This is a genomic window from Gammaproteobacteria bacterium, assembly GCA_028819075.1.
Taxonomy (GTDB): Bacteria; Gemmatimonadota; Gemmatimonadetes; order Longimicrobiales; family Gaopeijiaceae; genus BD2-11.
Window position 1 is genome coordinate 131,058 of the sequence record JAPPMM010000038.1, and the last position, 14,075, is coordinate 145,132.

Annotated in this window: 8 protein-coding genes and 1 pseudogene; 3 read left to right on the forward strand and 6 right to left on the reverse strand. The window is 68.3% G+C overall.

The features are described from left to right. Positions 1-72: 72 nt before the first annotated feature. Together OXU32_08980 and OXU32_08985 are read right to left on the reverse strand one after the other, a co-directional pair. Positions 73-2,649: a hypothetical protein gene (locus OXU32_08980; GenBank protein MDE0074082.1), complete on the reverse strand. Its 2,577-nt coding sequence runs from the start codon at positions 2,647-2,649 to the stop codon at positions 73-75. Next, a complete protein-coding gene (locus OXU32_08985; protein ID MDE0074083.1) occupies positions 2,646-3,029 on the reverse strand; it encodes a BlaI/MecI/CopY family transcriptional regulator in 384 nt (127 codons plus the stop codon). The genes OXU32_08980 and OXU32_08985 overlap by 4 nt, the downstream gene beginning before the upstream one ends. A 409-nt stretch (positions 3,030-3,438) precedes the next feature. Here OXU32_08985 and OXU32_08990 point away from each other — a divergent pair, with 409 nt between their 5' ends. From OXU32_08990 to OXU32_09000, 3 genes and pseudogenes are all read left to right on the forward strand, one after another. Beyond that, positions 3,439-4,224: an SDR family NAD(P)-dependent oxidoreductase gene (locus OXU32_08990; GenBank protein ID MDE0074084.1), complete on the forward strand. Its 786-nt coding sequence runs from the start codon at positions 3,439-3,441 to the stop codon at positions 4,222-4,224. Between the two features lie 101 nt (positions 4,225-4,325). Beyond that, positions 4,326-5,822, forward strand: a pseudogene (locus tag OXU32_08995) (hydantoinase/oxoprolinase family protein). 990 nt (positions 5,823-6,812) lie between these two features. Beyond that, a complete protein-coding gene (locus OXU32_09000) occupies positions 6,813-8,459 on the forward strand; it encodes a hydantoinase B/oxoprolinase family protein (protein MDE0074085.1) in 1,647 nt (548 codons plus the stop codon). A gap of 66 nt (positions 8,460-8,525) precedes the next feature. Here the strand turns inward: OXU32_09000 and OXU32_09005 are convergent, their stop codons facing one another. The 4 genes from OXU32_09005 to OXU32_09020 all read right to left on the reverse strand — a co-directional run bounded on the left by OXU32_09005 (position 8,526) and on the right by OXU32_09020 (position 13,938). Next, entirely contained in the window at positions 8,526-9,674 is a 1,149-nt protein-coding gene (locus tag OXU32_09005; protein MDE0074086.1) for a DUF222 domain-containing protein, read from the reverse strand. A 72-nt stretch (positions 9,675-9,746) separates the two neighbouring features. After that, positions 9,747-10,907, reverse strand: a complete 1,161-nt coding sequence (locus tag OXU32_09010; GenBank protein MDE0074087.1) for a tyrosine-type recombinase/integrase — start codon at positions 10,905-10,907, stop codon at positions 9,747-9,749. A gap of 335 nt (positions 10,908-11,242) precedes the next feature. Continuing rightward, complete coding sequence (locus OXU32_09015) at positions 11,243-13,552, reverse strand: hypothetical protein (GenBank protein ID MDE0074088.1); 2,310 nt, start codon at positions 13,550-13,552, stop codon at positions 11,243-11,245. 11 nt (positions 13,553-13,563) lie between these two features. Further along, positions 13,564-13,938, reverse strand: a complete 375-nt coding sequence (locus OXU32_09020; GenBank protein ID MDE0074089.1) for a hypothetical protein — start codon at positions 13,936-13,938, stop codon at positions 13,564-13,566. Positions 13,939-14,075 lie beyond the last annotated feature (137 nt).

Sequence of the window (14,075 nt, forward strand, 5' to 3'; positions counted from 1 at the left end):
CCGCGCCGACAATCCGGATGACGCGAGAGGCGGCCGGGACTCGGCGGCTGGATGTAGTGGAGTAGTGTCGAGCTATCCGATCAGGGAGCGCAGGGCGGCGATCTCGTCCTGGATCGAGCGCTCGATTTCGTCGGCGCGGCGGTCGGCGTCGAGTTCCTCGATCTGCGCCTCGATTTCGCGGATCCTGCCGTCGAGGTCGTACTCCTCGATCTGCGCCTCGATCTCCGCAATCTTGCCGTCGAGGTCGTATTCCTCGATCTGAGCCTGGATTACCGCAATCTTGTCATCGAGGTCGTATTCGGCGATCCGTGTCTCGATGGCGGTTATCCTCCCCGCGAGATCGTACTCCTCGATCTCCTCTTCGATCTCCTGCATTGCCTCGCGCTCAAGGGCGGCCGCTTCCCGCTCGATTTCGGCTCGCCGGGCGGCCAGATTGCGTTCGATCTGCTGCAGATCGTCCGCCAGGGTCGTCCAGTCATCGGCCGCCGCGGAGAGGGTTTCCGACAATTCCGTCATGTCGGTCATCGTTTCCTGCATTTCGGCCATCGCCTCCCGCACCTCGGGCCTCTCCAGGGCCTCGGCCGTCGCCTGCACTGCCGCCCGCACTGCCTCCGCCATGTCGGCTCCGGCGAGCGTCGTCATCGCGTGCTGATTGGCGATGAGTTCCACTTGCGCGGACACCCGGCTCATCACCCTGGCTACCTCAGCCCCTGGCATATACATACGCCCGCGCAAGCTGGCGATGTGCCCTCGATGGGCGGCGGCTTGTCCGTGCAGGGCGGCGACATGCCCCCGATGGGTCGCGGTTTGTCCGCGAAGCGTGGAGACATGCCCCCGGTGGATCGAGATTCTCCCGCGCAGGGTGGAGACATGTCCTCTGTGCACGGCGATTTGTCCGCGCAGGCTGGCTTCCTCGCCGCGGATTCCCTGCACATCCAGGTAACCGTCCATCACCGTCAGCATCAGGTCGCGCCATGCCTCGGCCTCGTCGTCAAAGGCCTCGGGGCGACCATCGATGCTCCAGTCGTACTCCAGGCCGCCGGGCCCGGGAGTGATCACCAGTCGGTGCAATCGCTCCACCTGCGACTCGAGCACCAGCCAACCGTCATCATCCATGCTCTGGATGGAGGTGGCATCCGGCGCCATCTCGACGTTGCCGTGGCGGCGCATGCACAGGCGCATGCCGTCCACCCGGCGTTGCAGGGTCCATTCGCCGGCCCGCCGCATGACGCCGACCCCGTTTCCGGGGTTGCACTCGGACGCCTGCCGGCTGGCGTCTTGTGCAGCCTCGGGCCTGACGGGCGTTGCGTCCGGCTCCGAAGGCGGCTCGGACGGGGCCGCCGAGACGTCAGTTGCGGCTGGCATCGGTTCCGAGATCGCGGACGTAGTGGCCATCGGCGGCCTTTCCGCGTTTGCCGAAGACGCTGCCTCCGGCACAGGACTCGCTGCCGTCGTCAGCTCTGGTGAGGGATCAGAGATCACGCGGCCCTGCGCCTGCCCCTCGCCTGCGACTATCGCCTGATCCAGGGGAGCGGCCAGCGCGGCCGGATCCCTGGGGACTGGATTGGCGCAGGCGATGAGCGTGCCGGCCACGCCGATTCCCGTCAGTGCGGCGATGGTGCGGGCGAGCGAATAGCGGGGGCGATGTCGCTTGAGGATGGACATGATTCGGTTCTCCAATTGCGAGCGCTGCACCATGGGGAGGGCCAGCAAGGCGCGACCGCCCGCCGTCCCGGACGCGAGCGAGAACAGGTGTCGGGCGTATTCCGAGGGACGCGTGCCGAGCTCCAGCACCTCCTCGTCGCACGATCGCTCGGCTGCGATGGTCGCAGCCCGCCACGCCGGCCAGCTGAGGGGGTGGAACCAGTAGAGAGCCACGACGGCGCGGCCGACGACCTGACGGAGCGCGTCCCGGCGTCGGACGTGGACCAGTTCGTGGGCCAGCACCACTGCACGCCGCTCCGGCGACCAGCCTTCCGCGTCGGACGGCAGCAGGATCACCGGCCTCCATGGACCACCTGCCATCGGCGTGGGCACCTTCGGGCTCATCAGGATCTGAACCTGGCTCCGCACCCGCAGGCGTCGCCGAATGGCGTCGGCCTGTTGCCTCCACACCAGGTCTCGCACGGGCGCCGCTTCGCGGACCAGCTTCCGGAAGCGGAGGCTCCCGACCGCCAGCGAAGTCAGCGCCGCACCACAGCCCAGAGCCCAGATCAGGAATGCGACGCCGGAGGGGGTCAGCGGGGCGGGTGCATAGCCTGCCCGCGGCCGTGGCCGGCTCGATTCGACCGTCGGGAACGCCGATGAAGTCCTGGCGCCGGCGACCCGTCGCGACGGCCCGGACGAAACGGCTGGCCCGGCCATCTCTCGCCGGGCTTCCGCGGCCGTGGCTCCGTCCCCCGACCCCTCGAGGGACGCACCCTCGGCGGCAACGTCCCGGGCCGGCAGGATGGGTACCGACCACGACGGGCCCAGCAGGCTCAGCACCGGCAATGCCAGCAGAAGCACGAATGTAGTCGTCCAGAGCAGGTGCAGGGTTCTCGCCGATCCCCGCCGTGCGAGCCATGCCAGAGCCAGCGCCAGGCATAGCATCAGCGTGGCCTTTGCAACCAGCCCCGCCACACCGGCGGCGGCGTCCAACCCGCTCACCGTCCCTCCTCCGCGGCTTCATCGATCATCGCCTTGATGCGCTCGCGTTCGGCCGAGGTCAGATCGCCTTCCCTGAGCTTCAGGAGCGTGGCGACCGCGCCCTCGACGGAACCGCCGAAGAACGTTGACAGGACGCGACGCATGGCCGAGCGGCTCGCGCGCGGGACCGGCGTCGTCGGAGCATAGACGTAGCGGGGACCGTCCAGCTCCCGGGTCAGATGCCCCTTGTTGATCAGGATGCGCAGGATCGAGCGCACGGCCGAGTCCGTCGGCGGGTCTGCCATGCGCTCCCGGATCTGGACGGCGGTCGCGCCGCCCGACTCGTAGAGGATGTCCACCACCTGACGTTCTCGCCTGCTCAGCGGGGGAAGGTCGCTCACCTGTCTCGTGCTCCGGCTGGGTGGTTTCCTCTGATGCGGGACAGCTGGTTCCTCGGATACCGGCTCCGTGGGTTGGCCGCGTGGGGCGGGCGGTCCGATGGAAGGATCGGTCCCGGAGTGGACCCGTGGTCGGGACACCATAGGGCATGACTGCTGAAAAATCAACATATCGGCTCCTGCTACCCTCCCTTCCGGCGATGGATCCGTACGCGGGGCTTCCATCAGCGGTTTGGCGAGCGCCCCGGCCTCTTCATCAGCGGTTCGCCGAGCGCTCCGGCTTTCCATCCGCGGTTCCCAGAATGCCGTCTCTCGCCTCAAGCCGCGAAAGATGTGAGCTTGGGGCGGGCCACGGCGCGGCAACGCCGGTGGCGCCGATCGGACGCGCACCTTCAGAGGAGCCGGCGAAGTGATCTCACTCGAGGGCAGGAATGCAATCGTAACGGGCGCGGCGAGGGGCATCGGGGCCGCGTGCGCGCTGGCGTTTGCGCGCCACGGGGCGAGCGTGGTGCTCGGAGACGTGCTGGAGGCAGACTGTGCCGAAACCGCGCGCCGCATTCGCGACGAGACGCGGGCGTCTGCCGTGGCGATTCGGGCGGACGTGAGCCTGGAGGAGGATTGCGCCGGATTGCTCGACGCCTGCACCGAGCGTTTCGGGGACTGCGACATCCTCCTTAACAACGCCGGCATTATCGTCCCGGGGTCGATTCTGGACGGCACCGTGGAGGACTTCGATCGCGTGCTCTCGGTGAACCTTCGGGGGACCTGGCTGATGTCGCGGCTCGCGGCCCGCCACATGGTCGAGCGGGGCATCAGGGGCGCGATCGTCAACATGTCTTCCACGAACGCGGTGGTGACCATCCCGAACCAACTCGCGTACGCGGTCTCCAAGGGCGGCGTGGCGCAGCTCACCAAGGTGATGGCGATGGCGCTCGCGCCGCACGACATACGGGTCAACGCCATCGGGCCGGGCTCCATTGCCACGAGGATGCTGGACGAGGTGATGGCGGACGAGGAGGCCCGGCGCACGATCCTGTCGCGCACGCCGATGGGGCGGGTCGGGGAACCCGAAGAGGTGGCGAGCGTGGCGGTCTTCCTGGCCAGCGACTACGCGTCCTACCTCACCGGTGAGACCATCTACCCGGACGGTGGCCGGCTGGCGCTGAACTACACGGTTCCGCTGCGCGGCGATGGCTGAAGGTTCCCGCGGGGCAGAGTGGCGCCGCGGCGGAGCGCAGGGCCGCGGCTTTCAGGTGAAACGCGTCCGCGGGCGGATCGATGAAGGCGGGGGACGGCGCGATGCCTGATCGTTCTGGCTCGCCCGGCGTGCGCCTCGCCATCGACATCGGAGGCACCTTTACCGATGTGGCCCTGGAGGCCGGCGGGCCCCCGGTCACCACCAAGGTGCTCACCACGCCCGCGGCCCCCGAACAGGGGGTCCTGTCCGGAGTCCACAAGGTGCTGGAGATCGCGGGCGTGGCGCCCTCGGAGGTGCGGCTGGTCATCCACGGGACCACGCTGGCCACCAACGCGATCATCGAGCGAAGAGGGGCGCGTACGGCCCTGATCGTCACATCGGGACATCGCGACGCCCTGGAGATGGCGCGCGAGAACCGCTTCGAGCAGTACGACATTGGCATCGACCGGCCGGAGCCCCTGGTGCAGCGCCGCCTGCGTCTGCCCGTCACCGAGCGCGTGGACCGGCACGGGCGCGTGCTGGTGCCGCTCGACGAGGATTCGGTGCGCGCGCTGCTGCCGATTCTCGATGAGCACGGGGTCGAGTCAGTCGCTGTCGGGCTCATTCACGGGTACGCCAACCCGAACCATGAACGGCGCATCGGCGCGATTCTAGCGGATGAGCGCCCGGAGCTTGCGGTGACACTGGCCTCGGATGTCTGCCCGGAGGTGCGCGAGTACGAACGCCTTTCGACCGCGTGCGCCAACGCCTATGTCCAGCCGCTGATGTCGAGCTACCTGAAGGGGCTGGCGGAGTCGCTCGTGGCCTCGGGGCTCGACTGTCCCTTCCTGCTCATGACCTCCGGAGGCGGGCTCACGACGCTCGAAACCGCCATGGCGGCGCCCGTGCGGCTGGTGGAATCCGGTCCCGCGGGGGGTGCGATTCTGGCAAGCCACCTCGCGCGGCGGTTGGAGCTGGGCGACGTGCTCTCGTTCGACATGGGGGGCACGACCGCGAAGCTGTGCGTGATCGACGGAGGACGGCCCCTGCAGTCGCGCGCCTTCGAAGTGGCCCGCAGCTACCGCTTCCGCAAGGGGAGCGGGCTGCCGGTACGCATTCCGGTGATCGAGATGGTCGAGATCGGGGCCGGGGGCGGGTCTATCGCGACGGTGGACGACCTCGGCCGCATCCAGGTGGGACCGGCCAGCGCCGGGGCAGAACCGGGCCCGGTGGCCTACTGCCGGGGCGGGACCGACCCCACCGTCACCGACGCCGACGTGGTGCTGGGACGCATCGACCCGGGCTTCTTCGCGGGAGGAGAGATCCCGCTGGACCGCGGCCGGGCGGCGGCGGCCGTTCGCAACGGGCCGGGGGCGAAACTCGGGCTGGATGAGACGGACGCCGCGCTCGGGATCGGCGAGATGGTGGACGAGAACATGTCCAACGCGGCGCGCACGCACGCGATCGAGTGGGGAAAGGGTCTGGCTGGCCGAACCCTGGTGGCGTTCGGCGGCTCGGCCCCCATCCACGCCGCCCGCCTGGCGGACAAGCTCGCGCTGGACCGCTTCCTGGTCCCCGCCAACGCGGGGGTGGGGTCGGCGGTCGGGTTCCTGCTGGCGCCGATTTCCTACGAGGTGGTGCGCAGCCGCTACATGCGCCTGTCGGCGTTCGATGCAGCGGTGGTTGGCGAGGTCATCGCGGAAATGCGGGCCGAGGCGACCGCCGTGGTGGCCAGCGGTGCCCCAGGGTCGCCGACCAGCGAACAGGTGCGCGCCTACATGCGGTATGTGGGCCAGGGCCACGAGATCGGGGTGGAGGTACCGGCGGAGGTGGTGGCGGGCACCGGTTCGGTGGCAGCGTTGCGGGGAGCGTTCGACGAGGCGTACCGCGCCGTGTACGACCGCGTCATTCCGGGGCTGGACGTGGAGGTGCTGAGCTGGACGCTGGTGGTGACTGCGGAGGGAGTGCGGGGACGGGTGGGATCGGCTACGGAAACAGCCTCCGCCGGATCGGTCGCGGGCGACGGGATGCGAATACGGGAACCCGATTGCTCGCCATCCGGGCCGACTTCGCTAACCGGTTGGGACGCGGGCGCTGGAAGCCGTCCCCGCGAGCCGCACCTGTCTGGCGGCCCACCCGAGAGAAGTCCGTCTGGAGGTCCGGCCGAGGCAAACCCGTCCGGAGGCTCGCCCGAGGAGAGTCAGTCCGGTGGCCCGCTCATCCCCGCCACACCCCCACCCGTCCGCCAGGCCGAAATGGTCGACGGGGTGGCAGGCGGGCCGGTCGCGGCTGCCGTTTACCTCCGCCGCCGGCTCGCGGAGGGCATGCGGGTCGAGGGACCGGCCCTGGTGGTGGAGACCCAGACCACCACGGTTGTGCCACGGGGTTGGGGGGCGGTGGTGCTCCCCGGCGGCCACCTGCTGGTGCGCAGAAGCGGCCATCCAGCCGCGGCAATTCCCAATCCCGCATCCGACCGCCCCGCGTGCACCTCCACGGCTCCCGCGTCCGAATCCGCGACTCCCGCGCCCGAATCCATCGATCCTGCACGGGAACCTGACCGTCCCGCACTCGCATCCGACCGCACCGCCCTCTCGCTCCTTCAGGACCAGATCATATGGAGCCGCCTGCTCTCGGTTGTGGAAGAGCAGGCCCGCACCTTGGTGCGCACGGCCTTTTCCACACCGGTCCGGGAGGCGGGCGATCTCTCCGCAGGTGTATTCGACCTGTCCGGGCGAATGCTCGCCCAGGCCGTCACCGGCACCCCCGGACACGTCAACGCGATGGCGGAATCGGTTGGCTTTTTCTTGCGCGATCATCCCGTTCAGACCCTCCTCGACGGCGACGTCCTCATCACCAACGACCCATGGGAGGGCACGGGCCACCTCAACGACTTCACCGTCGTAACCCCGGCCTTCGTGTCAGGACGCCCGGTGGCCCTCTTCGCCGCAACCAGCCACATCGCCGACGTGGGCGGCCGCGGCTTCGGCGCCGACGCCAACCAGGTTTTCGAGGAAGGCGTGCGCATTCCCATCGGCTACCTGATGCGCGCCGGCCGCGTGGACGGCACCCTTATTCGCCTCGTCCGCGCCAACGTGCGGGACCCCGACGTGGCTCAGGGCGACCTCTACTCCCTCGCCGCCTGCAACCGCACCGGTTGCGAACGTCTGGCGGCGATGATGGCCGAATTCGGACTCGACTCGCTGGATCCGCTGGCGGAGATGATCGTCTCGGCGTCCCGTCGCGCCATGCTGGCGCGCATCCGCGTCCTGCGTCCGGGCACCTATCGCAGCCGCATGCGCATCGACGGCTACGACCACGACCTCGACCTCGTCTGCGCCCTCACCGTCTCCCGCGACGGCATCCGCATCGACTTCGACGGCACCTCGCCCATGTCCCCACGCGGCATCAACGTGCCCCTGACCTATACGCGAGCATACGCGTCCTTTGGCGTTCGCTGCGTCGTGGGCTCCGACGTTCCCAACAATGCGGGGTCCCTCAGCGCGATCTCGGTGGGTGCCCCGAGCGGGTCGATCCTGAACGCTCCTGCGCCTGCCGCCGTCGCCGCCCGCCACGCCATCGGCCAGATGCTGCCCGACGTGGTGCTGGGGTGCCTGGAGCAGGCCCTGGAACCGGGATCCGTACCTGCCGAAGGCGCCTCATGCCTCTGGAACCCGGTGCTGCTCGGTGGTCCAGGCCTGACCGGCTCCTACCCGTACCGCGCGGAGCCCTTCGTGGTGAATCCGTTCCACACCGGGGGCACCGGCGCGCGCCCGGGCAAGGACGGGCTCTCGGCCACCGCCTTCCCCTCCGGCGTCCGCAGCACGCCCGTCGAAATCACCGAGACTGTCGCGCCGCTCATCTTCTGGAGGAAGGAATACATCCCCGATTCCGGCGGCCCCGGCGAGTTCCGTGGCGGCCTGGGCCAGGTCATGGAGATATCCCATGCCTCCGGCGAACCCTTCGCCATCTCCAAGATGTTCGAACGAGTCCGCAACCCTGCCCGGGGACGCGCGGGCGGCCGCGACGGCGCGCTGGGACGGGTCCATGTGCCCAACCTGGGGATGCTCCGCGCCAAGGGCCGTGAAGTAGTGCCGCCGGGACACCGCATCGTACTGGAAACGCCCGGCGGCGGCGGTCTCGGCGACCCGCGGCGGCGTTCCCGCGAGCGTGTCCACGAAGACGTGGTCGACGGCTATGTAACGGCAGGCTCAGCAGGGAAGGACTACGGACTTCACCGTGGAGACGAGCCCGGCTAGCTGAGCCTCGTGCCGATTCGGATACCGATGATTGGCCGGTGTCGGCAATCGGCGTCCGTCTCCAGGTCAACTATCAAGAGAATCCTCCATGGCCTCCCGGGCAGCGGCCTCGATCCCCCATGGGATCCGCGAATCGGGGTAGAGTGCGGCTCCATTGGAGAGCATGATGCCATTGCCTTGCGCCGGGGCGCCCGGATGAACCGATGGGACCGGCGGCAGGTGTGCGGTCCGCGGTGCCGGCCTGCTCGGCGCGTCCACGAGCATCCTCCCCCTCGGCGTGAAGAACAGCACCGTCCCGTCACCGTTCACGGAAACCTTGACCCGCCCCTCGTGAACGGCTCGATGATGCCGCCGACAGAGCAGCAGCGTGTTCCGGAGGCTCGTTTCGCCCCCGTCGGCCCAGTGCTTCACGTGATGGGCCTCGGTGAACTGGCAGCCACACCCGGGGAAGCGGCATCCCCGGTCGCGCTCGTCCAGCGCCCGCCGGATATGTGGCGGAATGGTGCGCGTCCGCCGCCCCACGCTCAGCATCGAGCCGTCCTTCGCGTGGACCATCGCGACCACCGCCGCGTCGCACGCCATGCGCCGGGACGTTTCCGCGGAAACGCGAATCCCGTCCAGGTCCGAGCGCCCCGGCTCGCCTTCGGCCGCGAGCGTCGCGGCGTCGCAATGAACCATGACCTGGTAGCGCTCGACCCGAGTGCCGGACCCGACGCGGGCTGACGTGTTCGCCGCATTCTCCGCTTTGGGTCCCGGCGTTCCCACGGGCGCTCCCCGCAGGGCTGCATTGGACTCGGTGGTCTGAGCACCATCGAGTTCATCGAGGTCGCGACCCATCGTATTCCCATCGCCATCCGATTCACGGCGCTCGCCACCTCCGAACCCGGCGGCCAGCGCCCGCTCCGCCAAGAGCCCCACCGCATCCGCCCGGCGCTGCTTCGGCTCCGGGCGCGCATCGCCGGCATCGCGACTGACACCCTTTTCACTTCGCGCCCCGTCTCGGGCAACGCCCTCGGACCGGAACAGCGCATCGGACGCCGCCTCCACCGCCCGCATCAGCATCGCCCCGACCTCCGGCTCGAGCCGGCCCTTCACCACGTACATCCCGTCGCCGTCCACGAAGACCGAAAAGGTGCGACCGCGGCGCCGGGCCTGCTCGGCCGTCAGCTCGGCATCGCGCGACAACTTCTTCCACATGCGCTGTTGAATACGCATCTTGTTGTGCGCGTGGGACTTGGGAGTCTCTCGGGTCCGATTCCCGCCGATTGATTCCCGCCAATTGGGATCTCAGGTGCGAGCCCTCCGGCGGGCGTCCAGAGCCTTCCTGAGTTGTCCCGTGTTCGCGTGCTGATAGCAGATCAGCACCGTCTGCGGATTCTTCCACCCGCCAAGCTCGCAGAGCACCTTGAGGGGCTGGTCCATCAGGTCGCTGGCAAACTTTCGCCGCAGCGAGTGCCAGCCCCGGCCACGCTTCGGTTCGAGGCCCGCGAGGGTCTCGGCCCGATACCACCATCTCAGCGCCAGGTCGCGACCGGGACACTGCGAGGGGTGACCCGGCACAGGCAGCAGCGGACCGCTTCCGCTTCCGCCGCTCATCCTCCACGCCTCCTCCAACACTGCAATTGCCTCGTCGGTCAGCGGCGTGGTGTGTTCATAACCCGTCTTCTCGTGCTGCGCCCTCCACCTCACCATCCCGCCTTCGAAGTCGATGTCAGACCACCTGAGCTTGCGGATGGCCCCGATGCGGTGCCCGGTCTCGTGCGCGAGCACGAGGGCGACGTGGAATCGCCAATCGACCTCTTCGGACACTCCGAGAAGCGCCTGGTATTCCTCTTCCGTGAGAACGACCCGGGTGGGGTTCTTCTCCCTCGGCTTCTTGAGGCCCTTCAGCGGGTTGGAGTCGAGAAGCGGGCGGCCCTGCTCGTCCTTCGACCTCGCCGCCCAATTCAGCACCGCCATCAGGAACGTTAGGTCCCATTCGACGGTTCGGTTGCCCACCGGATTGCCGCTCGGTCCGACAAGGCCCGCCCGGCGCGCCCGGATGAAGCGGTCCCAGTCACGCTGCGAGAGCGTCTCGGGCCTTCGGTCCCGCCCGAGGAAGTCGAGGAACATCCCCGTCGCGACCCTGTCCCGACGCTGGACCCGCTCCGCCTTGGTGGGCGTCACCTCGTCACCGTAAATGTCAAAAAGCGTGCCCAGCGTGAGCGGCCCGGGCTCGGCCTCGGGCTTGCCGTTGGGCTCATGGACCGCGAAGCCTGCGGCGGCCTCATCGGCCTGCCTCTTAGCGCGCCTCCAGTCACGGTGTTTCAGCGACCGGGTGAGCCTTCGACCGTTCTCGCGCCACTCGATCTGGTAGAGGCCGGTCTTGGGATCCGGGAACACCCTCACCCGGTTCCGGCCCCATTCGCCGGCGCCGTAGCTCCGGCGGCTTCGTTTCGTGCGTGCCATCGTTCGATTCCTCCTCGAAGATGGACTGCACGATCTGCGCGCTCGAAACTTCGCGGAGACAAGCCACCTCCGCCAGCCGGTCGCTACCGGCGCGGGCCGGGACGCGTGCTCTACACCGGGGACAGCGCCCGCCATTCATGCCAGACCCACGCCCTTCGCGCAAGGAATCGATCTGCGCGAAATCGAAGAGCATTTGCACGCGCGTTCGTTATAGCGCGATGCACCGCTCTGCCACGCCATTGGCTGATCATTCAGCCATACGGACTCGGTCGCGAGGGCCCGGGACGGCACGCTGGAAGCGGCGAAAACAAAAGATAACTGGACATAAACTCTCCTCAGAACGGCGCCAGCACGCGCAGGTGCCATTTCCATTCGGGGTGATGTGCCCAGTCAACGCCGACGCGCGGCTTCCCGGGAACCCGGACTCCCTGCTCGTACCAAGGCGACACAGGGCGCGCCAGATCTGCGCGAAGGAATCCGTTCAGCAGGGAGATTCCGATCCCAAACGACTGCAGGCTGCTGCCATCCACCGACGCCCAGTCGTGGAAGGCCGAAACGGCGGCCAGGCTGACTCTGCGCTGGAACTCAACCCGGCTTCGCCACACTTTGGGCCCGCGCAGCACGACGCGCGGATAGCCCCGCAGCCAGTCACCCGAACCTCCGAGACGCCAGATCTCCTCCGGTGCCGGGTCTCCCCAGATGTGAGCGCCACCCACTTCCACCGCCGTCGACCAGCCGGTGGACAGCGGTAGGACCAGCATCCCCGTGACGGAAAGGCGAACGCTGGGATAGTCGCCCATCACGCCCTGCAGCGAGAAATCGGCGCCGCCGTTCACCCTGCGTCCGGTGAAGCCGCCCCACCACGGCTTCACGTAAACATCGGCTCCCGTGCGCCTTCGCGTGTCACCATACAACGTCGTGGTGGTCTCGGAAAAAACGCGCAGCGATGTCCAGAGTCGCTCGCTCCTTGCGGGCAGAAGCTGAACGGCCGCTCCCTGCGCCTGGTAGTACCACGACGAGTCGGCGGCCAATTCGAGGCGTTCCGGGCGCCGCCCGGCCACTCTGCCGCCGGTTGCGCGGAGGATGCGGTACAGCGAGAAACGTAGTCGAGGGCCGGTTCTGCCGCGCTCCACCGAGAGGTCGACGCTGGGCTCGGTGCGCCGCGTCGCCGTGCGCACCGTAAGCGCGCTCCTTCCCCATGAGTGATCACGGAGGAGACGGGTGCCCACCGAGAGGCCTTCCACGGGATTGTATCGGAGGAGAGCCGGGGACAGTACCGGCGGGTCGAACGACCAGGAGCTGGCTCCACGGTCGACCTCCGCGTCTGCCGGACCGCCGGGGAAGCGGGCGACGCCGATGGGGTCGAGGGTTTCCGCCGCATCCTGAAGCTCGCCCGCGTAGATTCCGCTTTCCCGTTCCTCCCAGATCGACGGCGGGAGTAGGTCGGAGGCTGCGAGCGCTCGCCAGTCTCGCGGCACGATCACTACCGTGCCGGAGTCGGGCTCGGATCCGTCCTTGACTTCTACGGTGTCTCCAGGCTCGCGCCAGGATCGAACCAGCTCTTCTATCGTCACCGTCGTGGCCGGGTGCCCGTCGGCGGTCGAGATCTCTTCTATCTCGCAATCCCAGTCTTGGCGCGCCTGCGCCGTGACCAGAGTCTCCGAGTACTCGGCGTCCATCTCGTCTCCGCCGACGCCGTAGGCCGCGAAGCTGGCTCTGCGAGGGAGCCAGTAGCGGGAATTCCAGAGGGTGTAATCGACGACCGCTGCCGGCATGCCGAGTTCCAGCCGGGGAACCAGGGCGGCGTACCCGTAGTTCAAGACGCGTTCGAGCAGAGAAGGAGGTAGTGGTGACGGCGCTTCCCGGTCGGCCAGCGGTTTGCCCTCGACCACTAATCCAATGCCCGCGTCCCAGTCGCCTCCGAAGCGAAAGCTCACCTCCGATTCGATAGCCTTGGCGGGACGATAGATCGTGCGGACTACGCCGAATGTATCCGGATCGATCCAGAGCACCGCGAAGACCAATCCGAGGTCAAGGAAGCGCGGGCTGGCGGTGACGCTCACCGCCTGGACCGACTCACCGTCCGCGAGGAGGACGGAAATGGTGTCTCCGGAACGGAACTGGTAGAAGCGATCGTCGTCGTCGTCCAGAGGGGTCACCGACGGGACAAACCAAGACTCACGGTAGTCGGAACCGAACATCGACGGGAGGAAGAGACTGAAGGGATCGTGAAGTGGATCACTGGCGAAGCGTGCCCCCGTCCCCTCGGGACGGCGGGGCTTGAAGCGCTGCCCGCCGATCTCCATCCGGGACCCCAGCACCCGCAGGACGGTCGGTCCATCCTTCGACCAACGGACGCGGGTCGTCGATTCGAACCGGACGATGGGCCGGTCGCGCACGAGCACCGCCGCTTCGGCGGACCAGCGCTCGCTGACCACCGCCGTATAGGCCTCGATGTCCGACAGAGCGGAGTCGCGCGCCCCCCGCGCGCCTTCCATCAGGTACCGGGCGGTCTCGTCCAGGTAGGCCTGCGAAGCAGTCGGACCATCTCCCCGTCGGGCGTCCGGTTGCTGTGCCACCACGGGCGAGGCGACCGCTGTGACCAACAGGTAGGTTGCAAGTATGGCATCACTTGCTGCGCTCATTGGGTTCGATCCTAGCCGGGCCAATCTGAGATGGTAGCTCCCTGTAGTGACACGGGCCGCATGCCGCCCGTTCCAGCGGGATCCGCTCCGCCCTTGGTGGGCGTCGCCTCCTCATCGTAGATGTCCAAAAGCGTGCCCGGCGTGAGCGGCTCGGGCTCGGCTTCCGCCTTGCCGTTCAGGTCCGGGGCGGCGAACCCGGCGGCGAATTCGTCCGCTTGCCGCTTCGCTCTCACCCATTCGCGGTGTCCAAGCGACCGGGTGAGCCTGCGCCCGTTCTCGCGCCACTCAATCTGGAAGTAGCCGATCTGCGCGTTTGAAACCTTGCGCAGGGCTGGCGCGTCGTCCAGAGTTGGGCGCCCCGGTCGGCTTTGGCGCGGGCGCACCACGGGGGCGTTGGTTTCTCCGGCTTGTTGAGGAGCCAGATGTGAGGAGCCAGATGTGAGGAGCCAGATGTGAGGAGCCAGATGTGAGGAGCCAGATGTGATGGAATGGACGCCCCCTCCCGACAGCCTCACAATTCACC

What these genes read in the sequence shown, in the direction of transcription:
- OXU32_09005 (MDE0074086.1), bottom strand. Translation starts at nt 9,674, where the DNA reads ATGCGTATTCAACAGCGCATGTGGAAGAAGTTGTCGCGCGATGCCGAG.
- OXU32_09010 (MDE0074087.1), bottom strand. Translation starts at nt 10,907, where the DNA reads ATGGCACGCACGAAACGAAGCCGCCGGAGCTACGGCGCCGGCGAATGG.
- OXU32_09015 (MDE0074088.1), bottom strand. Translation starts at nt 13,552, where the DNA reads ATGAGCGCAGCAAGTGATGCCATACTTGCAACCTACCTGTTGGTCACA.